Consider the following 21,049-nt stretch of genomic DNA (forward strand, 5'->3'; position numbering starts at 1 on the left):
CTCTGCGGAGCCTTTTTTTGATCAGATTGTTATGTTTTCTCACTTAATGAGAAAGCAAGTCTGTTATTAATCTTAAATTCTCGATATATAAGAATCATAGTTGAGGCGTGGAATAAATGAGGCTAAAAAGAAAACATGAACGAAACGAAATTATCGGCCAGCCAAGTTAATGAAAAGTCACTGCAATTATTGATGCAAGTGGCGGTAAATGAAGAGCCAGTATCAGCGAAAACCTTGAGCGAACAATTGCAAGTTCCGCTGAGTAGTTTGTACCGACATCTGAAGATTTTGAAAGAGTGGAACTTGATCGAAGAGAGCCCACACGACAAAACGTTGATCATCGGTTCGGCGGCTCTACTTTTAATGCGCAGTTATGAAACGAGTCAACACAATTTAGATGCAGTCGATGCGGTGTTAAGTCGATTACAGAAACAGACAGGCGAAATGGCGGCATACATGGTTCCGGTGGGATACCGAGCCTTGTGCGTTAGCCAAAAAGAAAGTATGCAGGCACTTCGATGCAGCTTCGTCCAGGGTCAAAGTCAACCCCTGCTTCGAGGTGCCTCATCTAAAGTGATGTTGGCGTATTTACCCGCTCCGCGCTGTGAAAAAATTCTTCGTTATTTTGGTGAAGACCACCAAATGGAAAAATGGCAGACAGAGTTGGAAAAAATACGTCGTAATGGGTACGCCGTGAGCACGTCAGAAATTGATCCTGGCGTTTCCGGAATTAGTGCCCCCGTAATGAAAGGGAGTAAGTTGATCGGCGCAATTTCAGTGATGGCTCCAGCCCATCGTGTTGAAACCAACAAGCAGCGGATCATTTTACATGTATTACAGGCAGCAAGAGCGTTGCCACCAGAAAGGTAATTCATAATGCTAAGTTTATTCAAACGCTACCGTATGAGTCGTACACAGAGCCAACCCGCTTATCCATTCACGTTCATGACACTCTGTGAACAGATAAAGCCAATGTCTCAAGTAGAGTTTGAATTTGCTCAGCAGAGCCTTGAATTTGCATCAGATTGGCTCTATCAGCGTCAATCCACGCCTTGTTACTCTGATGCGGGACATATAGTCGTCAAAGATAAAAATGCCACCCGTTTTCAAGACACCTTGAGCCATCAATTAGCACTGAGCTCAGTGCCCGTCGTACTAGCGAATTGTCACGAAATGCTGCTCAATGCATTACCAGTGATGGCTTTTGAGAATGACGAAGTTGGTATTGTGAGTATCGGACATCATTTTGAGCTGAAACAAACGCTGGACCTACAAGTTGGCTCTGCATTTCATTTTGCACTCTCTCGCTATAACAATACGCGCCTATTTTGTATTGGAATTGATGAAATGCATCAATCCAACCAAGTGTGGGAGTATGCAGAAGATTTAGGCTGTGATTGGTTAACGCTGAATGAGTGTGGTTTTCGTCATCGTAATCAACTAAAAAGCCAATTAGGTCACTACATAGAGCATTGTGATCAACTGATCGTGACGATTGATTTAGCCTCTTTAGTTCCGGGAGTGGGGGTTGATGAGAACAACGCGTTAGATAACCAAATGGTACTAAGAACGTTAAGGCAATGTGCGCTTTCGGGCAAGGTAAAGCTTATCCAACTGGTGGGGGCGAAGGATAAATTGATTTATTCTAAGCAGACCAAAGAAATTTTAGATGAGCTATGTGCTTTATCGCCAGATGTGATCCACGCTGCGTAGTGACATATTGATTCTCATACATACCAAACAAAAACCCCCAGCTGTCTGGGGTTTTTGTTTTATGGAACTCAACTATTTGAAGTATGCTAAGTGTGTTGTTCGGTTTTTAGTATTAGGTTAATGAGCACTAAACTTGCTGAGTGATAATGAAGTGGCTTGTGCTTTCTGGAAGAGCTCTTTACTACAATCGCTCATCACTTTGCTGTCATTAAGTAGTTCGAGTGAATGTTGATTAAGATTGCTCAGTTGCGTTAGCAAATCTTCAACATGTGACAGTTGCTCATCAGATGAATTGACCGCTAAGTGGTTGGCGTTATTCGCTTGATTAACATCCTTGATCGCTTGGCTGACTAACTCGTTACTACTTTCAATCGCTTCAACGCAACTCATTGATGCATTGACACTTTCCCCCATGTAGCCGATCAAGTCTTTCGAAAAGTTACTAAGCACGGTAAGGATCTCTTCCACTTGGTTGGTTGAAGAGGATGTTTTTTCCGCTAGGTTACGCACTTCGTCTGCCACGACGGCGAAACCGCGACCATTCTCACCCGCGCGAGCCGCTTCAATGGCCGCATTGAGCGCAAGCAGGTTTGTTTGATCAGCGATCGTACGGATGATCTGTAAGATATCGGTGACTTTTTCAACCTGGGCATTTAGGCTCTCAGCGGTTTTTGCTGTTACTTGTGACTTTTCTGCTAGGTTTTTATTTTCACTTAATGCATGTTTAAGTTGTTGTTGACTTTCTTGCCCAGAAATAACGGCTTGTTGTAAAGACAGCGACGCAGTATTGATATTCTCAGTGACTGACGCAATGCTTTGCCGAGCACCTTCACCAATTTGTACTGATTGCGCAATTTCCCGCTGCTGACCATTGATATTGTGTTCTAGCTGCTTCACTTGTCGTTCAACAGCTTTCGTAACATCAGTGACATTGCAGATGTTTTGTTCAATAGGGTGGAAGGTGTGTTCCACTTTTTCAATGAACATATTGATTGCTGTGGCAAGGTCACCTAACTCGTTATCTTTGTTAAATGGAATTCGTTGCTTGAGGTCACACCGACCAGAAGCCAATGATTCACATAAGTTTTTCAGCTGATTTAAAGGATGCAGTAGAGCGCTCCTCAAAATAAAAAACAAGCCAATAAAAGTAATCAACACGAAGGTTATGCCAATTGAAATGGCCCATAGCCCCAGTTCCTTGGAAATGGCATTGACCTTGTCAAATTGCCACTGAGTGACTAAGTAACCCACCAATTTTGCTTCCTTGCCCGACGTTAATGGGTTGATGATGATCACGTGTTGTGTGCTTTGTTCAATAATGATGGCGTTGGTTGATGCTTGGGTCAGCGCATTTTTTATATTGACTCCGCTAGGAGATACGGACTTCTCATTTAATTGATAGAATAAAGATCCATCTGCAAGGAAAACCGCTATATGTTTGAGTTCTTTATTGCTGCTATCGACAGCGACTTTAACCCGCTCTTCCAAGCTCTCTACTTTGTTAAAGCGCACCGAAGTGGCGACGTTTTCAGCTAGAGAAGCCGCCATTTGTTGATAAGTTTGAGCGCTCAGCGAGTACATCACTGTGGCACTTTTCGACCATAGAGCATAGGAAATAGCAATCAGCGATACAACGCTAAGTAGCGACGCACTTGCCACTACCAACCGACTAATACTAAGTCTCATATAGAGTAATCCTGATCAATGAGTTAAAGAGCTTCTACGTTAACGCCGATGGTGATGGCACCAATCACTTTCCCTGAGCTAGGGTCAACCACGCTGTGGCTTATCTGTGACTGAAACATTTGGGTCGACTCATCTTCTTCTATCTCACCAATTAGATATGCGCTTGGACCTTTAAGGTAGGTGTCTTGCCACTTCTCCTCATCTCCTTGCCAGTAGTCAGAAGTAATCTCGCTTTGGGCGACATTCAGCCCTTTGTTATCCATAGCAAAGATCTCCGTAATTAGCCCGTTGCTAGCTTGTTGAATCGATTTAAGTTCAGAAGATGCGGGGGAAGAGAGCAGTTTGTTGATCAGTGGAGCATCGGTTTGGCCCACTTGGCTACGCCAATCCTTGTCGAGTTGATCAATTTGCATTTGAGTTAGGTTAGCGTGTTGAGCGTTTTGAGCATTAATGGCTTGGATTAAAACGGGATTAGCAATGATTTCAGCCACCTTGGTATCAATGAAGTTTTTTAGCGCCCCTTCAAACTCATTAGCAAAGGAGGAAAAGGAGAAACAAGCGATCAGGCAAATAAAATATTTCATAACAGACTCCAGTCGAGTTAGGTATTTTGCGTTGTGTATAAGGTATGTAGTGATCTTAGATGTTCATATTCATCCATATGCACTTTGAGCCTAGTTTAAGAATAGAAAACTGTAAAAAAATAGGTGTGATTTGAGCGCATGATCAAATGAATATTCATCTCTTGCCAAACAAAACAAAAAACTATCCGTTTTGACAATTGACAAGCTTGATGGCGGTTCCGGTTGTATTGTTTTCTCGACGAGGTCGGTTAGAAAATATCGATTTGGAGTGATACTTGTGGTGACCCAGCTGTGCTGAATGGCTTATTTAGCTAACGCATAGATTTTATTTTTTAACTCACTGTCACCGTTAAGCAATGTAAATTTAACTTATTTGTCACGATAGACCGCTAAGCTGCTTGCAAAATCCAATAACAAGACAAGTAAAGTCAAGGAGCAAACATGTGGAAGCGTGATGAGCAAGAGTCTCAATTTAGTGAAATGATCGAAGCGAGACTCTCTCGCCGCCGTTTTATGGCGGGTAGTGCGGCAGTCAGTGCAGGCGCGTTTTTATCTTTAAATCCAGTTGCTAAGGCTGTGGCGGCAAAGTCGAGCTCTTCACTGCTCAATTTTGAAGCCATTCCTGTCTCAACGGCAGATGCCATCGTTGTTCCTAAAGGGTATAAAGCGACTCCGTTGATTTCATGGGGTGACCCCATTTCTGTTGATGCTCCTGAGTTTGACCAAAGTGGTAAACAAGATTCACGAGCACAAGAGCTTCAATTTGGTGATAACACTGATGGCATGAGCTTCTTCCCCATTTCGGATGATCGCGGTGTACTTGCGATTAATAATGAATACACCAACTACGAATACTTGTTTGATCACAAAGGTAAATCGATGACAGCAGATGATGTGCGTAAAGCGCAAGCTGCGGTCGGCGTTACTGTCGTTGAAGTGATGAACAAAAATGGCCAGTGGACGGTTGACCGCGCAGGGAAGCGTAACCGTCGTATCACGGCAAACACACCAATGTTGCTCACAGGGCCAGCTGCAGGCCATACGCTAATGAAAACCGCCACTGATCCTAAGGGCTTAAATCCACTGGGAACTTTTAACAATTGTGCGAATGGTCAAACGCCGTGGGGGACATACTTAACGTGTGAGGAGAACTTTGATGATTTCTTTGGTAGTAACCAAGATGGCGTGAAGTTAACGGCTGATCATAAGCGTTATGGTATTGAAGCCAAACCCAGTGATTATCAGTGGCACCAACATGATGAGCGTTTTGACGTTGCGAAAAACCCCAATGAGCCAAACCGCTTTGGTTGGGTGGTGGAAATTGATCCGAACGATCCAACATCGACGCCACTTAAACGCACGGCGTTAGGCCGTTTCAAACATGAAAATGCGGCGCTTACTCTCAACAAAGATGGCCATGCTGTGGTCTATCTGGGGGATGATGAACGCGGTGAACATCTATACAAATTCGTTTCAAAAAATCGCTACCAAGCTGGTAACGATGCGGCGAATCGCAATTTATTAGAAGAAGGAACCCTCTTTGTCGCTAAGTTTGATATGAATGAGAAAGAACTGAAAGGCTCGGGAAAATGGCTTGAACTGACCTTTGGTAAAAATGGTTTAACGCCAGAAAATGGCTTTAAGGACCAAGCAGAAGTGATGATTTTTGCTCGCCGCGCAGCGACTCAAGTGGGTGCTACGACAATGGATCGTCCTGAATGGGTTGCGATTCACCCTGATAATAAGCACGTGTTCTGTACACTGACCAACAATAAAAACCGAGGTAAAGAGGGGCAGCCTGTTGGTGGTCCTAACCCTCGCGCTAAGAATAACTATGGCCAGATTCTGCGCTGGATGCCAGCCAATGAGGATCACACTAGCACTGTGTTTGCATGGGATCTGTACTTGATTGCGGGCAACCCAACGGTACATAAAGGCGATCTCTATGCGGGCAGCGACAATATCTCAGCAGACAACATGTTCAACAGCCCAGATGGTATCGGCTTTGACAAAGCGGGTCGCTTGTGGATTCAAACCGATGGCAACTATTCCAACAAAGGGGATTTTGCCGGGCAAGGCAACAACCAAATGTTGTGCGGGGATCCAATTACTGGTGAAGTAAAACGTTTCCTAACTGGGCCGATTGCTTGTGAAATAACAGGGTTAACTTTTTCACCGGATCAAAAAACCATGTTTGTTGGCGTTCAACACCCTGGGGAAGATGAAGCGCCATCGCATTTCCCATACGGTGGAACCACCAAGCCGCGTTCGACCATTATGATGATCACTCGTGAAGACGGCGGGGTGATTGGCGCATAAGCCCTGATCATTTCCTCTGAAGGGAGCTGCGGCTCCCTTTTTAACATTCTTGCTGTCGGTCAACGCTGTTGCCATCATCCATTCACGGTCTTGGAGTCTCCTATCTTGCACGAAAGAAGACGTTGTTTCGGTTAGGCAGGACATGGTCTGGTTTGCCTTTCCTACACGTTATGTATGAATTCTTTGTGTCAGGAAAATAAGTAAAAAGGGTGAGATCGGGGCGATTATTTTCCCTCAAATTGACAATTGCTTGATACGTTCTTTGCGTGTCGTCCGTTATTATGCTGATCTTCAATAATCCAGCGGTGTCTATTGAGCGTGAAAAAGCAAATCCAAATGAAAAAATCGGGCTTAGTACTCTTAGCCTTGTTCTCGTTGCTGTTAGTTCCCATCTCATTGGTTGGGTCTTCGATTGATTTGACCACGCCAGTGAGCGAGGGCGTCGGTGCATTTTTTACCTATTTAACCGATTCGGCTGGTTGGCAAGGTTTTGGCTTTACCTTTGCTTTGTTGGCTTTTTTGGCAACACGGACAGCGACTTCCCGCATTGAACTGCTTAACCGCATTATTCAAATTGGCTTGTTATTGGTGATTGGTATGGCTGCCAAAACGGGTTTAAAACATCTGACAGAGAGCCCTCGTCCATACACCGAATTAATGACGTATGAGTTACTTATCCCAAACCCTGCGCATTTTTATAAATTGAGTGAATTACAAAAAGAAAGTGTGATGACCGACATCGCAACCCAAGTCAGTGACTGGCGTTTACGTCATTGGCAGGGTGAAAAGGACTATTCATTTCCTTCTGGCCATACGATCTTCGCTGCTATTTGTCTGGCTTTCTTTGGTGGCTTGTTTATTGAACAAAAGCGCTATATTTTTGCGGCGGGTCTACTGCTTTGGGCCTGTGGGGTCGCCTTTAGCCGCTTATGGTTAGGGATGCATCGTCCGGTTGATTTATACGGCTCCTTGCTGTTTGTCAGCATGATTTACCTTGTGATACCCAAAGTGTACCCCTTAGATCACCCTAAATTAAAACCACTATTAACGCGTCTTCATCTCTGTTAATGGGTCACTAGCGATCATAAAAAAGCCAGCACATTTAAACGTGCTGGCTTTTTTGTAATCACATTCAATCACATAAGTAACGGCAATCAGGCAAAGAAGGAGGAAGCCACACCAATCAAACCACCGAATACTCCACCCCAAACAACCAACCAGCCAAGGTGCTGTTTAATCATCTTCTGTACCATCTCTTTCACCAATTTAGGCGTGAGTTCATTGAGACGTTGATCGATGATGTTTTCGATGTTAGCGGTGATCTCTTCAATCATCTCAGGAGCTTCTAACTGCTCTTTGAGCGCTTGTTTAACGCTATCGCTTTGGCTGATATCAATCATAGATTGCTGCATTTTTTCGACAAACGGTTGCTTGAGTGGTTGTAGCGCGTCGGTTCCACCAAACATCGCCAGCATGCCGCCAAATGGAGAGTTTGCAATCACTTCGACCAAAGAATCAAAGGTTGGGTTGAAGTCAACTTTGGCAATCACAGGCTCAAGATCCAACGTTTTACTGCCCGTCATCTCTTTACTGAGGAAGCGGTCAATATTGGACTGGGTGAAAAATTGCTCCATCATCAGGCTCTTGATTGCGGTTTTGAACTCTTCAAAGCGAGCAGGTATCACACCCGAGCCATAGAGTCCTGGCACTTTTTCAAACAGCATGTGAATCGCAAGCCAGTTGGTGATTGCGCCAGAGAAGGCAAATAAGCCCGCATACAGCGCAATAGTGTTATCCAGTTGATAGCCCGCTGCAAGGAGCGCTAGCGCAATGATATTAGTGAGTAAGCTCTTGTTCATAATCCAAATCTAGTTAAATAAAGGGAATGGGCGAATTCTAAGGAAAAAGAGTGAATTGTGGAAGCATCAACGGAGCGCAAACTCCGTTGATAAACCATTAAGCAATCTCAACGTCGTCGCAACCGATAAAGCCACCCGTTTGGTGCGCCCATAGGTGTGCATAAATGCCGTTTTGAGCGATCAACTCTTGGTGTGTGCCTTGCTCAACGACGTTACCTTTATCGAGTACGATCAACCTGTCCATTGCGGCAATGGTTGATAAACGGTGAGCAATGGCAATCACGGTTTTGCCTTGCATCAGCTCATTTAAGCTCTCTTGAATTGCCGCTTCCACTTCGGAGTCGAGTGCGGATGTGGCTTCGTCGAGTACCAATAGTGGCGCATCTTTTAACAGCACGCGGGAAATAGCAATTCGCTGGCGCTGGCCGCCAGACAGTTTTACGCCGCGCTCGCCCACTTGCGCATCATAGCCTAGGTTACCAAATGGGTCGGTGAGTGTTTCGATAAACTCATGCGCGTGTGCCTGTCGGGTGGCTTGCAGCAGTTGTTCCTCACTTGCATCAGGGTTGCCATACAAAATGTTATCGCGGATCGAGCGATGCAGCAGTGAAGTATCTTGCGTCACCATACCAATTTTGCTGCGCAACGAATCTTGGGTGACGTCATTGATCGCTTGCCCATCGATGCGAATTTGCCCACCTTCAACATCATGAAAACGAAGCAGTAAATTGACTAAAGTTGATTTTCCAGCGCCAGAACGCCCTACTAAACCCACTTTTTCACCCGGTTTAATGGCCAGGTTTAAATGGTTAATAACGCCTTTATTCTCGCCATAGTGGAAACTCACGTCATCAAATTCGATGCCACCTTGTGCAACCTGCAACGGTTTTGCGTTGGGTTTATCTTCAATGGTGATCGGTTTCGAGAGGGTTTTCATGCCATCCACGACTGTGCCCATGTTTTCAAAGAGTGCACCGACTTCCCACATGATCCATTTCGACATGCCATTAATGCGTAATGAAAGGCTGATCGCAATCGCGATTGCACCAATACTGATGGCACTCTGCATCCATAGATAAATCGAAGTCGCCGCAATCACGAACACCAAAATATAGTTGGCGAGTTCAACGCACAAGTTAAAACCAGTCACTAAACGCATTTGGCGGTGAACCGTGTCTAAAAAGCTCTCCATGCCTTGTTCGGCATAGTCGGTTTCTCGGCGGGTGTGTGAGAACAACTTGACCGTGGCAATATTGGTGTAGCTATCGACAATGCGCCCCGTCATGGTTGAGCGAGCATCGGCTTGTTCTGATGCCACTTTTTTAAGCTGTGGTACAAAGTGAAGTTGAATGCAAATGTAGGCCGCGAGCCAGACGAGCATCGGCACCATTAAACGCCAGTCTGCTTGCGCCAACATCACCACAATCGCAGTGAAATAGACTGACACATAGACAAACACATCCAAGGTCTTCATCACTGTTTCGCGGATGGATAACGCCGTTTGCATCACTTTAGTGGCAATTCTTCCCGCAAAGTCATCTGGGTAAAAAGAGAGGCTTTGCTTGAGCAGATAACGGTGCGCTAACCAACGGATCGACATGGGATAATTGCCGAGCATAGTTTGGTGGATCAACAGTGAATAGATGCCAATCAAAAGTGGCATGATCACGAGTACCAAAATAGATAAACCGATCAAGGTGTCTCGGTTCTCAGTTAGGAAAGTCTCTGGGTTACTGGATGAGAGCCAATCCACCAGTTGGCCCATAAAACCGAACAGTGATACTTCAACAACGGCAATTAACGTGCTGATTAACGCCATTAAAATGAGTGGTTTTTCAAAGCCGCGCGTGTAGTAACGACAAAAGGCCCATAAGGTCGCAGGAGGCTGTTTGGGTTCCTCTTTGGGAAAGGCTTGGGTAAAGCTTTCAAATTTTTTATACATCGAAAATCCTTATGCCAATTCTCGCTAAAGTATGAGAGACCAAAAGCCTAGAACGCGAGAATCTAACGTTGAACTCCTATAAGGGGAGCAAATGATGGAGTAAGCCGAACAGAAGTATAACGAAATCACAACATAAGTGGCGGATTACTTTTCGCGCTTGGCTCTAGAAAACGGCGCCTGATTAATACTGTGGTCAATGCAGCAAGCATCGGCTCGAATGGTCAGTAACGTCCATCGGGTGAAAAAATGAAGCGAGTTAAATATCGTTATCGACGATAAGAGAACCATAAACGAGTTGCGTTACGTTTAAGTGAGTTTTTACTGTGAATATTTTTTGAATAAGGGTGAATATTTTTAGGTGTGATGAGGATTTTGCCGTAATTTTTAATGTGAAAAATAGTTTTCTCAGTAATTAATAGGAGTTATTCGATGAAATAACCCAAAATTCAGTCAATGTTGTTTTAACATTATGCTTACAATTGGCCTAAAGTGAGTAGAAGGGAAAGTTTCTATGATGTTGCAGGAACAAGTGATCACACAGCCAGCCGTGAATACGGTGCAAAATGCCAATTGTGTCGTAATGGTGCCGCCAAAAGAGTTCAAATTTAACGCTCAAACGGCACAAGATAATGAATTTCAACACCAAGTTGCATTGAGTACCGAACAAGTTCGCATCCAAGCCATGGCCGAATATCAAAGCATGGTTGAGACACTGCGTCTCGAAGGCGTACAAGTAGTGGAGTTTGATTACCCATTATCTGAAGTGGAAACGCCAGATGCCGTCTTTCCCAATAACTGGTTTAGCACTACGCCAGAGGGAACCTTGTTTACCTTTCCGATGGCTTGTAAAAATCGACAGCAAGAAGTGCGCCCACAAGCGTTGGTTGAAGCTCTTACTTTGTCAGGCCGTAAGGTATTGGCGCAAGATTCGTTGCTCGCGTATCAAGACCAGCAGGCTTATCTTGAAAGCACCGGTGTGATGGTGATGGATCACCTTAATCGAACCATCTATTCGGCGTTGTCACAGCGCTGCGACCGTGAAGTGCTAGAGGAGTACGCCAAACGTATCGGTTATGATCGCGTGGTCTCTTTTCAAACGGCGTTGCCTTCAGGCCAACCGGTTTATCACACCAATGTGATGATGGCGGTTGGTGAAGCATTCTGCGTGATTTGCGATGAAGTGATCCCGGAGTTTGAACGTCGTTTTGTGGTTAAATCACTGGCCAAAGATAAGCAGATCATCTCAATTTCACTTGAGCAGATGAACTGTTTCTGCGGCAACATTTTACAATTAGAAACGGCGGCAGGGGATAAAGTGATCGCTATGTCGCAATCGGCGTTTGATGCCTTTTCGCCGGCGCAGCGTGCGCAGCTGGCCAGTCACGGTAAGTTACTGCCGTGTAATGTGAAGACCATTGAGGATATTGGCGGTGGTTCGGTGAGATGTATGTTAGGGGAAGTGTTTTTGCCTTCTATTGGCTAAGATTGATGTACTCAACGCCATTTTTGCCATTTTTCTTCACCTGATACATTGCTTGGTCGGCCAATTCATATAAGGTTTCAAAGGTATGTGTTGAGGTTGTGAATTGGCAAACACCAATACTAAAGCCAATCTGCACTTCTCCATGGCTTAATTTTAGTGGTGAATAGGCTTTGGTGAGCAAACTGTCGATAAACTGCTTTAACGTTTCTGTGCTTTGGTTGATGCACAATAGGACAAACTCATCGCCGCCCAAACGAGCAATCGATGATGGTTGAGGCGCATTTTCTTGAAGCCATTGAGAAACTTGGAGCAGCACGAAATCCCCAGCTTGGTGCCCAAGATGATCATTGACGGTTTTAAAGTCATCCAAATCGATAAAAATCAGTGCCGCAGGGTGTTCGACAAGATCATTCATCTCGTCAAACTTAGTTTCTAACGCCTTTCGATTTAATAGGTTGGTTAATGGATCTTGCGCAGCGAGTTTGGAGAGTTCTAATTCATAATGTTTTTCATTGGTAATATCCGTGTGGGTGCCCATCATACGCAGCGGCTTTCCATTCTCATCATATTCAACGATTCGGCCGCGATCCGACACCCAGCTTTGACCTCCATCTTTGCGGATCATCCGGTGTATGACCTGATAGGTGTCAGCCTTGCCATTCAAATGGTCCTCAAAAGCGCCCACGGCTAAGTCATAATCATCGGGGTGGAGTTTGCTTTTCCAAATGTCGACGGTGGCGTCTAGCTCGTGTGATTGATAGCCAAGCATATCACCCCATTCTCTATTGAATATTTTAAGGGTTCCGCTAGGAATGTGTTGTTCCCAAAGACAAAGACCAGTGCCTTCTAGCGTTGCATTCAGCTTTTCTTCAAGAGAGCTGTTTTCTTTTTTGAGATGCTCAACTTGCTCTTCAAGCTGCTTGATTCGTTTTAAGTACTCTTCCATAAACCGTGATGAACCGAGTCTGCATTTATGTCGAGTGTGCCACAGTTTGCCGATGGATTCACAAGGTTGTTGATATCTTGTTCAACATACATCTCATTTTTTCCCGTGGGTCACAAAGCTTATTTGGTTTGAATAAATTTGCTGTAGGTACTGACTCGGCCGTTGATGTACTCAATACCGCAGTGAATGCTGTGTTCGTTATTGCCAACAATCTGATATTCGACAATAAATTCACCACTGATCACTTTGATAAATAAGAAACCGTCGATGACTTTCCATAATCCTTGCAGTGTTTTTTCACCAAACAGATCTCGCTCGACCAACGTGCCATTCGGCTTTAAATGCAAAGCGGAAGAAAAACCGTCTACATTCACTTTTACCCAAATATGCTGGTGAGCCTCAAAGCTTAATATTTTGCGTCGACACTTAACCCATTCTGCCAGTGCTTGCTCTTGGGTTGGGGTGAGCGTAGGGAGCGCTTCCATTTCTAAAAGGGTGTGATGCTTTTCATACCAGAAGAGTTGTAAGTGAAGTAATTTCATTGGTTCTCAGAGTGTTATGCATCGGGGCGTTATCAAAAAGCAACTCTGCGCGATTGTGTTGGTGATGTCAATATTTGCCAAGAAAAGCTACCGCGCTCACGGGGGAGAGGGCGCGGTATTATCCAATATGAGGATGAAGGATGCATAAAAGATGCACCCGAGCACAATTTATAGGTTGAATAAATGAGCTATAGGTTGAATAAACGAGGCGAATCAGCAGCATCACAAGCTTGATTTAGCCGCTGTTGAGCGGTACGAATGTCGCGTTGCCAATCTTCATTTTGTGCCCACATCTCAATCACCATCGGCACAACGCAGTGTGTCTTTTTCAAGGTTTGGAAAATGGCGTCGAAATTAACCTCTCCTTCTCCAATCACTAAATCTCGAAATTGGCCAGCGTAGTTTGGGGTGACACAATGGGTATCTTTAAGGTGGATCTGAGTAATGTGAGGCATACCAAGTGCCAATTCAGTACACACATCGTAGTTCCAACCTGAAATGTTGCCTACATCTGGATACGCCATAAAATAGGGTGAGGGTACTTGCCGCTTGAGAATTTCGAACTTGCTCAGTGAGTTAAGATAGCGGGTATCCATGATCTCCACTGCCAGCATCACGCCAGCACGCTCGGCCAATTTGGCGGAAAGCTGCATGCCTTCAATGAAACGTTGATGAGTTTCTTTATTAGCGGGTTCGTAATAGACATCATAGCCTGCGAGTTGGATGGTGCGAATACCCAGTTTGTAAGCTAAGGTAATCGCTTTCTCCATGTGCAGAATGGCTTGTTCTCTAATGGCGGGGTCTGACGAGCCAAAAGGAAACTTACGGTGCGCACTTAAGCACATCGATTGCAGCGGGATTTGGTATTGCTCACACCATCTTCGTAGCTGATAGATGGTTGCATCATCCCAGTCTAAGCGTTGACGACGTTCATCCGACTCATCAACGGATATCTCTAAAAAATCAAACCCCAGCTCTTTCGTTGTGGCGAGCTTTTCTTCCCAACTGAAATGATTGGGGAGCGCTTTTTCATACAACCCGATACGTTGGCGTGGCAAATGTTGATACATACGGCCTCCTAGCACCAAAAACGATCGATTTGACTGCGCAGTGCTTCGGCAGTGGCGCGACCTTTTTCACCGACCAATGCACGCCCCGCAATGAACGTTTTGGCCTTAATGCCTTCAAATAAATAGAGATCTTCTGGAACAATGCCACCTGTGATGGAAAGTTCAAGCCCCATATCGGATAGAGTTCGCATCTTCTCAACATCTTCGCTTGTCCAACCAATACCGGCCAGTTCGGCATCTCTTGAACGGTGATAAATGGCTTGGGTGATGCCAAGATCAATCCACGCTTGTGCATCAGCAAAGGTCCAGTTGCCGTAAATTTCGATTTGGATTTCGCCATCCAGTTCATCGGCGACTTTCTTACAAGCGCTGATGGTGGCGATATGCGCTGCGGCAGAAACGGTGATCCAATCCGCGCCAGCTTCAAATGCCATCCGCGCTAAAATAGCGCCGCCATCGGTGGTTTTCATATCGCACACTAGAATATGGTCAGGGTGATTATGGCGTAACGTTTTGACGGCTTTCATGCCTTCAGCAAAGGCGAGGATGGTGCCCACTTCGATGACATCCACAAAGCTTGCTACGTTTTTTGCCACTTCGATGGCAGAAATAAGGTCAGTTTGGTCGAGAGCGATTTGGATCATTGGTTTAGTCATGAGAGTTATCCTTGAATTTTGTCACGGATCAAATGGGCGAGCCCGTCGTGATTGTTATCGGTTGTACAAATCAGTTTGGCGTGGGATTTCACCGTATCGTCGGCATTGAGCATCGCCACGCCGAGCCCGGCGTAGTCGAGCATTGAAATATCATTATGGTTATCACCGACGGCCAGCACGTGATTGGCGTGGTAGCCAAGCGATTGCACATATTCAGCCAAGCGCTGACCTTTACTATTGCCTTTGGCAGCAAAGTCGATGCGATTCGACCATGAACGCTCACCGTTGAATGTCTCTTGTACCCAAGCTTGTTGGGCAAGGCGTTCAACGGAACTCGGTAGCCCTTCAACTACAAATTTCCAAATAAACGTTTCTTGCTCGACGCGGTGACGAAACGAGTCAATTTGCTCGATTTTGGGCTGTGCCGTCGGTGGATACTGGTTGGCCCATTTTTCTAACGCTTGCATGTAGGCGATTGGGTTACGCTTGGAATAGGTCATCGCGTCGGTCACATACATCACCAGTTTCATTTGAAACTCTTTAGCCAAAGCGAGAAAGGTCAATGCATCGTGCTTGGTGATGGCATTGTGCTTGAGCACTTTTTCATTTTGGTAGTCATACACGTAAGTGCCGTTGCAGCAGATGATGGGGGTTGTGAGCCCCAATTCTTGATAATAGGGTTTAGCCGCCGTGTGGTGACGGCCAGTCACGATCACCACGTGGCAGTGTTGCTGCGCTTGTTGAATCGCCTGCTTTAGCTGAGGATGAATGGTGTGTTCATCAGTCAACACCGTGCCATCAAGATCGAGCGCGAGAACTTTATACATAGCCGCTACCTTTGGCCGTAGTAAGCGTTATCACCATGCTTACGTTGATAGTGTTTATCGGATAATTCCGGTTGAATTTTGATGCCACTGTTGAGTGAACGAGTCGCCAGCGCCATGGCGGAAATCTCTTCCAAGACGACAGCGTTATGAACCGCATCGTTAGCATCTTTGCCCCAAGAGAAAGGAGCATGCCCGGCGACAATCACGCTTGGCACTGCCATCGGATCAATGCGACGATGTTTGAACTCTTCGATGATCACAAGGCCGGTATTTTTCTCATATTGGCCAGCGATTTCATCGCAAGAAAGTTTGCGTGTGCAGGGGATGTCACCGTAAAAATAATCGGCGTGAGTGGTCCCTAAAGCGGGAATGTCAATGCCCGCTTGCGCCCAAATAGTGGCACTGCGCGAATGGGTGTGTACCACGCCGCCAATCTCTGGATAAGCTTTATAGAGTTCGAGGTGAGTGGCGGTATCACTGGATGGATTAAGTGTGCCTTCCACAATCGCGCCGTTAAGGTCAACGATCACCATGTCATCGACTTTCATCACATCGTATTCTACGCCGGAAGGTTTGATGGCGATGACGCCCTTCTCGCGGTCTATTTCTGATACATTGCCCCAAGTAAAAGTGACTAAACCGTATTGGGGAAGCTTAAGATTTGCCGCAAATACTCGCTGTTTTAGTTCGCTATACATGGCATCCTCACTCGACCAATTGCGCCGCTAACGCTTCATCAATCACTTGGTAAACATCCTGCGCGGTACGACAACGGCGCAGTTTATCGAGATCAACGCCAGTCTCGCTCTCTTCATCATCCAGCACTTGGGTTACTTCCATTAATCCTTCCATATGCTGATCAGACGAGCTGCCCGCTAAGGTGATCAGCACATCGACCGGTTCATCTTCGCCGTCAAAATAGACAGGCGTTTGCAGCGTCACTAAAGCAAAGGCGGTTCTGATCACGCCATTTTCAGGACGAGCATGAGGCAGGGCAAGATTAGGCGCGATGACGATATACGGGCCTAATTGTTCAACGCTGCTGATGATGGCATTGTGATAGCAGGGGTGGATGGCTCCTGATTTGATCAGCCTATCCGTACCGATTTTGATCGCCTCTTGCCAAGTGCTCGCCTGTGCATTTAATTGGATGGAATCATTGTCGATCAGTGATTGTTTCAGTCCCATGGTTCTATCTCCAGAGTGGGTGCCAGTGCGTCTGGCACCTATTGTTTTTGTACCTATCGTTTTTGTACTTATCGTTTTGTAGTAATAGCTATTTCAAAGTGACAAAGTTTTTATCGATGATATCGAGCAGCTCATCACCAAAAGAGTTCGGATTCAGCATGTTTTGTACGCCGAGCACAAATTTGCCTTCTCCGGGCTCCATCTCACCAGAGAGATGTTTTGATGAGACGATGATGTCGGTGGTGGCGAGCTTAGATTTATAATCAGATACTGCGCAGGAATCCATCACGTGTGGAATGCCTTTTTTCTCCAGATACTTACCGATTTTCATCTTCATCATCATTGAGGAGCCTTGCCCATTGCCACACACGGCTAAAATGCTGACTGGGCGCACGCCATCACTGACTTTCAGTGCTTGTTCGACGGCGGCGATGACTTCTGGATCGTCACTGATGTTTACTAAACCTTGTGCATCTTCCTCTTCACGCAGTTTTTTAGAGGCGAAGAACATGTACACACCAGCCAATGCAATCAGCACAAAGAAGAACAGTTTTGAGACGGATAAGCCTTGCATGATTGGCGGGAAGACTAACGCCCAGTCGGCCATGCCCATCCAGCCACTGAATTCAGTACCGTATTGGTTGAAGATATGAATGGCCCAAGCTGAGCCAACGACTTCGATGATACCCATCACAAAACAGATCTTCATGACCGCGCGCCAGCCGCCAAAGTGGTTGGCAAAAACACCAATGGTTGCGTTGGAGAAGAACATCGGGATAAAGCCGGGAATGATCATGATCGGTGCATCAAAAGCGAGCATGGCCAGCACCGCCGTAAATTGACCAATCGCGCCCCACATAAAACCAAACACCATGGCGTTAGGTGAGAACGCGTAGATAGCGGCGCAGTCAATGGCTAAAACCGCGTTAGGAATGACGCGCTCTGAGATACCTTTAAAGGCTTCAGACAGTTCGGCAACGAACATACGCACACCCGCTACGATAACTTGAATCGCTACCGCAAATTTAAGGCCAGTTTCCAGAATGTAGATAGACCAATGGGTTTTTCCCGCCATTGCTTGCAGGTTGTCTAAACCAAATGAGAGCAAAATAATGCCGAAAAATAGCGTCATCACAATCGCGGTTGCGGCAATACTGTCGTGGAAAATGTGCAACCATTTAGGCAGCTCAAGGTGGTCGACACTCTCGTTTTTGTCGCCCAATTTGGGGGCAATCTTAACCGCAATCCAAGACGCGACTTGTTGCTGGTGGCCGATGGAGAAACCGGCTCCACCCGTGACGGCTTCGGTGGGTTTGAACATAATGTTGGACGAGATAGACCAGTAGAGCGCCATCAAAACAGCCGAATAAAGGATGGTTTCCCACATGCTTGCGCCCAGCACAAGGTAGAACACCGCAATTAATCCTGCCTGTTGGAACATAATATGCCCCGTTAGCATGATGGTGCGAATGCCTGTGTAGCGGCGCAGCAAAACGAGCAAGATGTTGATCGCCAGTGCCAGTAGTACGGTATAACCAACCCAAGAATAATCATCCCCCATGATTTCCATGGTGGCCATCATTGAGGTGTACGGGTCGATAACCGAGCCAGTTAAACCATGATATTCCGATAATTTCTCAATCACAGGCTTAAAGCCTGCCACTAAGGTCCCTGCACCCACCTGTACCAACATAAAGCCGACGATGGTTTTGATCGACCCTTTAATGATAGTGGTGGTATCTCTTCTTAATAACCAGTAACCGATAAGGGTGACTAAGCCCAGCAGCAAAGGTGCTTTAGTCATTACTTGGCTATAAAAAATGTAGAAGATATCGTAGATGAACTGCATATCTTTACCCCTTGATTCTCTATTTATCGTTATGTGTATTCCCGTCTTACTCGAAGCTGGGTGTAGGTCAGAGTGAATCAGCAAGGTGATGCCGATTTCAATCCTGTTTTGCTCACGAAATAGACTTTACCAATCAAAAGTAATCATTCAATGCTCATTTGTGATTATTTTGATTTTTATCAATTTCTTCGCCAAATGGAGACATTATTTGATACTCAAGTCACAGTTAAAATTTTATTTCAAATAAAATCAATTGGTTATGTTTTATTGTGAGCGAGAGGGAAGTTTTGTTCGTCCAGTGTTTGACATTGTGATGGATGAGAAATAGAATCAAAACAAATCATAAATAATCACCAAGTAATCACTTGATGAAAAGATAAGGTGATAACCATGAACGAAGTACAAAGACATAACGAGATACTGTCTTTGCTAGACAATATGCGCACCATCAACGTCACGCATATTATTGAGAAATTTAACGTGTCACCAGCAACGGCCCGCCGCGATATTTCTAAGTTAGATGAGCTAGGTAAGCTGAAGAAAGTTCGCAATGGTGCTGAACGTTTAGAGATTAGAAAGCGAGCGTGGACGCCGTTAAATATCGACAGTACGGATCATTTCCATGAAAAATCACAGATTGCCATGGCTGCGGCTAAGCTCTGCAACCCAGGTGACAGTGTGGTAATTAACTGTGGTTCTACCGCCTTCTTGCTCGGTAAAGAGTTGTGTGGCCAAGATGTTCAAATCGTGACTAACTATTTTCCACTGGCCAGTTACCTTATCAATGAAGATCACGACGATGTAATCATCATTGGTGGGCAGTACAACAAAGCACAAAACATTTTCCTCAACCCCGCCCCTGATTCGTTAGGTGGTTATGCCGGACATTGGATGTTCACCAGTGGCAAAGGGCTGACGGAAAATGGCCTATACAAAACCGATATGCTCACCGCCGTTGCCGAGCAACAAATGCTAGAGCAAATCGGTAAGTTAGTGGTGGTAGTGGATAGTTCTAAAGTTGGGCAGCGTACGGGCATGCTATTTTGCCCCGCCAGCAAGGTTGATATTGTTATCACTGGCAAAGCCGCCGATCCGCAAGTTATCCAAGCGCTACAACAGCAGGGGACAGAAGTGATTCTGGTATAGAAAGCACTTCGCTCTACACATTCTAATAATAAACACAGGCTCAGTGTCTTCACCTTTGGTTAAGACGCTTGGCTCCCTACATCCAAAATTTGTCTAACTGATCGTGAAATAAAAGGTGTTGCTATGAGTAAAATTGATGAAATCACACGCGATTCATGGGTTCTCAGTACGTTTCCTGAGTGGGGAACTTGGCTGAATGAAGAGATAGAAAAGACCGAAGTGGAAGCTAACACCTTTGCTATGTGGTGGCTTGGTTGTACAGGCATTTGGCTAAAAAGTGCAGGTAATACCAATCTTTCGATCGATTTTTGGTGTGGGACGGGTAAGAAAACGCAAAAGAATGCCTTGATGAATCAACAGCATCAGATGATGCGTATGGGGGGCGTGCGTGAACTGCAACCCAACTTAAGAACGTCTCCTTTTGTGTTGGACCCATTTGGCATCAAAGAGATTGATGCGGTACTGGCGACGCATGATCACGCTGATCATATCGATATTAATGTCGCAGCAGCTGTGCTGCAAAACTGTGGTGAGCATGTGAAATTTATTGGGCCACAAGCTTGCGTTGACCTGTGGCAAGGCTGGGGAGTACCGAGTGAGCGCTGCATTGTGGCGAAAGTGGGTGATTGCATTGAAGTCGGCGATATCAGTATCCGAGTGCTGGACTCTTTTGATCGCACTGCGTTGATTACGCTGCCTAAAGGTGTTTCATCTTATGATAAGGGGATTCTTGATGGTATGGATGATCGCGCGGTCAACTACTTATTGGAAACCTCCGGTGGCTCAATCTACCATTCAGGTGATTCGCATTATTCGAACTACTATGCCAAGCATGGTAATGACTACAAGATTGATGTGGCGCTGCTCTCATACGGTGAAAACCCACGAGGCATCACAGATAAGCTGACTGCATCTGATATTTTGCGCGCAGGTGAGGCGTTAGATTGTGAAGTGGTGATCCCATTCCATCACGATATTTGGGCTAACTTCCAAAATGACCCGCGTGAAATTGAAGTATTGTGGCAAATGAAAAAAGATCGTCTGCAATACGGTTTTGCGCCATTCTTTTGGCAAGTGGGTGGAAAATACACCTACCCAACCGACAAAGGACGTATGCATTACCAGCATTTCAGAGGCTTTAAAGATATTTTTGTCGATGAACCAGAGCTGCCTTTCAAAGCATTCTTGTAATGTTCTGAAAGCAAAAATTAGAGAAGAGAAAGAGGCCAATTGGGCCTC

General features: G+C 45.5%; 19 protein-coding genes. 7 read left to right on the plus strand and 12 right to left on the minus strand.

Translation table 11 applies throughout. The annotated features are described in order from the left end of the window. Nucleotides 1–135: 135 nt before the first annotated feature. Nucleotides 136–870: an IclR family transcriptional regulator gene (locus AACT23_RS12500; RefSeq protein WP_010316838.1), complete on the plus strand. Its 735-nt coding sequence runs from the start codon at nucleotides 136–138 to the stop codon at nucleotides 868–870. Between the two features lie 6 nt (nucleotides 871–876). Further along, nucleotides 877–1,713 (plus strand): arginase family protein, encoded by an 837-nt coding sequence (locus tag AACT23_RS12505; RefSeq protein ID WP_013868324.1) that lies wholly within the window; start codon nucleotides 877–879, stop codon nucleotides 1,711–1,713. 117 nt (nucleotides 1,714–1,830) lie between these two features. Here the strand turns inward: AACT23_RS12505 and AACT23_RS12510 are convergent, their stop codons facing one another. Then, nucleotides 1,831–3,399: a methyl-accepting chemotaxis protein gene (locus AACT23_RS12510; RefSeq protein WP_013868325.1), complete on the minus strand. Its 1,569-nt coding sequence runs from the start codon at nucleotides 3,397–3,399 to the stop codon at nucleotides 1,831–1,833. 23 nt (nucleotides 3,400–3,422) lie between these two features. Continuing rightward, entirely contained in the window at nucleotides 3,423–3,983 is a 561-nt protein-coding gene (locus AACT23_RS12515) for a hypothetical protein (RefSeq protein ID WP_047688797.1), read from the minus strand. 441 nt (nucleotides 3,984–4,424) lie between these two features. On the opposite strand from AACT23_RS12515, the gene AACT23_RS12520 reads away from it, so the two are divergent. Together AACT23_RS12520 and AACT23_RS12525 are read left to right on the plus strand one after the other, a co-directional pair. After that, nucleotides 4,425–6,302, plus strand: a complete 1,878-nt coding sequence (locus AACT23_RS12520) for a PhoX family protein (protein ID WP_094126668.1) — start codon at nucleotides 4,425–4,427, stop codon at nucleotides 6,300–6,302. Between the two features lie 312 nt (nucleotides 6,303–6,614). Next, nucleotides 6,615–7,370, plus strand: a complete 756-nt coding sequence (locus AACT23_RS12525; protein ID WP_094126670.1) for a phosphatase PAP2 family protein — start codon at nucleotides 6,615–6,617, stop codon at nucleotides 7,368–7,370. A gap of 86 nt (nucleotides 7,371–7,456) precedes the next feature. Here AACT23_RS12525 and AACT23_RS12530 read toward each other — a convergent pair whose 3' ends face one another. Both AACT23_RS12530 and AACT23_RS12535 read right to left on the minus strand, forming a co-directional pair. Next, a complete protein-coding gene (locus AACT23_RS12530; RefSeq protein ID WP_013868329.1) occupies nucleotides 7,457–8,161 on the minus strand; it encodes a DUF445 domain-containing protein in 705 nt (234 codons plus the stop codon). A 97-nt stretch (nucleotides 8,162–8,258) separates the two neighbouring features. Continuing rightward, nucleotides 8,259–10,103, minus strand: coding sequence for an ABC transporter ATP-binding protein (locus AACT23_RS12535; protein WP_094126672.1), 1,845 nt, complete (start codon nucleotides 10,101–10,103; stop codon nucleotides 8,259–8,261). Nucleotides 10,104–10,614: 511 nt separating this feature from the next. On the opposite strand from AACT23_RS12535, the gene AACT23_RS12540 reads away from it, so the two are divergent. After that, entirely contained in the window at nucleotides 10,615–11,586 is a 972-nt protein-coding gene (locus AACT23_RS12540) for an arginine deiminase-related protein (RefSeq protein WP_017045022.1), read from the plus strand. Here the strand turns inward: AACT23_RS12540 and AACT23_RS12545 are convergent. The 8 genes from AACT23_RS12545 to AACT23_RS12580 all read right to left on the minus strand — a co-directional run bounded on the left by AACT23_RS12545 (nucleotide 11,576) and on the right by AACT23_RS12580 (nucleotide 18,664). Next, nucleotides 11,576–12,532, minus strand: a complete 957-nt coding sequence (locus tag AACT23_RS12545; RefSeq protein ID WP_026028163.1) for a diguanylate cyclase domain-containing protein — start codon at nucleotides 12,530–12,532, stop codon at nucleotides 11,576–11,578. The genes AACT23_RS12540 and AACT23_RS12545 overlap by 11 nt on opposite strands. Nucleotides 12,533–12,651: 119 nt before the next feature. Beyond that, nucleotides 12,652–13,074 (minus strand): hypothetical protein, encoded by a 423-nt coding sequence (locus AACT23_RS12550; RefSeq protein ID WP_094126674.1) that lies wholly within the window; start codon nucleotides 13,072–13,074, stop codon nucleotides 12,652–12,654. 188 nt (nucleotides 13,075–13,262) lie between these two features. Beyond that, nucleotides 13,263–14,144: an L-ribulose-5-phosphate 3-epimerase gene (locus AACT23_RS12555; protein ID WP_094126676.1), complete on the minus strand. Its 882-nt coding sequence runs from the start codon at nucleotides 14,142–14,144 to the stop codon at nucleotides 13,263–13,265. 8 nt (nucleotides 14,145–14,152) lie between these two features. Continuing rightward, on the minus strand, nucleotides 14,153–14,800 hold the full coding sequence (locus tag AACT23_RS12560) for a 3-keto-L-gulonate-6-phosphate decarboxylase UlaD (RefSeq protein WP_088733123.1): 648 nt from the start codon (nucleotides 14,798–14,800) through the stop codon (nucleotides 14,153–14,155). Nucleotides 14,801–14,805: 5 nt separating this feature from the next. Then, nucleotides 14,806–15,627, minus strand: coding sequence for a pyridoxal phosphatase (locus AACT23_RS12565; RefSeq protein WP_094126678.1), 822 nt, complete (start codon nucleotides 15,625–15,627; stop codon nucleotides 14,806–14,808). Nucleotides 15,628–15,632: 5 nt separating this feature from the next. Then, nucleotides 15,633–16,325 carry an L-ribulose-5-phosphate 4-epimerase gene (locus tag AACT23_RS12570; RefSeq protein WP_013868339.1) on the minus strand — a complete coding sequence of 231 codons (693 nt, stop codon included), beginning with the start codon at nucleotides 16,323–16,325 and terminating at the stop codon, nucleotides 15,633–15,635. A gap of 7 nt (nucleotides 16,326–16,332) precedes the next feature. Further along, nucleotides 16,333–16,815: a PTS sugar transporter subunit IIA gene (locus AACT23_RS12575; protein ID WP_017049267.1), complete on the minus strand. Its 483-nt coding sequence runs from the start codon at nucleotides 16,813–16,815 to the stop codon at nucleotides 16,333–16,335. 88 nt (nucleotides 16,816–16,903) lie between these two features. Then, nucleotides 16,904–18,664, minus strand: a complete 1,761-nt coding sequence (locus AACT23_RS12580) for a PTS ascorbate-specific subunit IIBC (protein WP_026028425.1) — start codon at nucleotides 18,662–18,664, stop codon at nucleotides 16,904–16,906. A 390-nt stretch (nucleotides 18,665–19,054) separates the two neighbouring features. On the opposite strand from AACT23_RS12580, the gene ulaR reads away from it, so the two are divergent. Both ulaR and ulaG read left to right on the plus strand, forming a co-directional pair. After that, on the plus strand, nucleotides 19,055–19,810 hold the full coding sequence (gene ulaR, locus AACT23_RS12585) for an HTH-type transcriptional regulator UlaR (RefSeq protein ID WP_026027147.1): 756 nt from the start codon (nucleotides 19,055–19,057) through the stop codon (nucleotides 19,808–19,810). A 123-nt stretch (nucleotides 19,811–19,933) separates the two neighbouring features. Then, complete coding sequence (ulaG, locus tag AACT23_RS12590) at nucleotides 19,934–21,001, plus strand: L-ascorbate 6-phosphate lactonase (protein ID WP_013868344.1); 1,068 nt, start codon at nucleotides 19,934–19,936, stop codon at nucleotides 20,999–21,001. Nucleotides 21,002–21,049: the final 48 nt, after the last annotated feature.

Source organism: Vibrio sp. V09_P4A23P171 (assembly GCF_963875615.1).
GTDB classification, from domain to species: domain Bacteria; phylum Pseudomonadota; class Gammaproteobacteria; order Enterobacterales; family Vibrionaceae; genus Vibrio; species Vibrio anguillarum.

Coding starts and splice junctions, on each gene's coding strand:
- AACT23_RS12500 (WP_010316838.1), top strand. CDS start 136: ATGAACGAAACGAAATTATCGGCCAGCCAAGTTAATGAAAAGTCACTG.
- AACT23_RS12505 (WP_013868324.1), top strand. CDS start 877: ATGCTAAGTTTATTCAAACGCTACCGTATGAGTCGTACACAGAGCCAA.
- AACT23_RS12510 (WP_013868325.1), bottom strand. CDS start 3,399: ATGAGACTTAGTATTAGTCGGTTGGTAGTGGCAAGTGCGTCGCTACTT.
- AACT23_RS12515 (WP_047688797.1), bottom strand. CDS start 3,983: ATGAAATATTTTATTTGCCTGATCGCTTGTTTCTCCTTTTCCTCCTTT.
- AACT23_RS12520 (WP_094126668.1), top strand. CDS start 4,425: ATGTGGAAGCGTGATGAGCAAGAGTCTCAATTTAGTGAAATGATCGAA.
- AACT23_RS12530 (WP_013868329.1), bottom strand. CDS start 8,161: ATGAACAAGAGCTTACTCACTAATATCATTGCGCTAGCGCTCCTTGCA.
- AACT23_RS12535 (WP_094126672.1), bottom strand. CDS start 10,103: ATGTATAAAAAATTTGAAAGCTTTACCCAAGCCTTTCCCAAAGAGGAA.
- AACT23_RS12540 (WP_017045022.1), top strand. CDS start 10,615: ATGATGTTGCAGGAACAAGTGATCACACAGCCAGCCGTGAATACGGTG.
- AACT23_RS12545 (WP_026028163.1), bottom strand. CDS start 12,532: ATGGAAGAGTACTTAAAACGAATCAAGCAGCTTGAAGAGCAAGTTGAG.
- AACT23_RS12550 (WP_094126674.1), bottom strand. CDS start 13,074: ATGAAATTACTTCACTTACAACTCTTCTGGTATGAAAAGCATCACACC.
- AACT23_RS12555 (WP_094126676.1), bottom strand. CDS start 14,144: ATGTATCAACATTTGCCACGCCAACGTATCGGGTTGTATGAAAAAGCG.
- AACT23_RS12560 (WP_088733123.1), bottom strand. CDS start 14,800: ATGACTAAACCAATGATCCAAATCGCTCTCGACCAAACTGACCTTATT.
- AACT23_RS12565 (WP_094126678.1), bottom strand. CDS start 15,627: ATGTATAAAGTTCTCGCGCTCGATCTTGATGGCACGGTGTTGACTGAT.
- AACT23_RS12570 (WP_013868339.1), bottom strand. CDS start 16,325: ATGTATAGCGAACTAAAACAGCGAGTATTTGCGGCAAATCTTAAGCTT.
- AACT23_RS12575 (WP_017049267.1), bottom strand. CDS start 16,815: ATGGGACTGAAACAATCACTGATCGACAATGATTCCATCCAATTAAAT.
- AACT23_RS12580 (WP_026028425.1), bottom strand. CDS start 18,664: ATGCAGTTCATCTACGATATCTTCTACATTTTTTATAGCCAAGTAATG.
- ulaR (WP_026027147.1), top strand. CDS start 19,055: ATGAACGAAGTACAAAGACATAACGAGATACTGTCTTTGCTAGACAAT.
- ulaG (WP_013868344.1), top strand. CDS start 19,934: ATGAGTAAAATTGATGAAATCACACGCGATTCATGGGTTCTCAGTACG.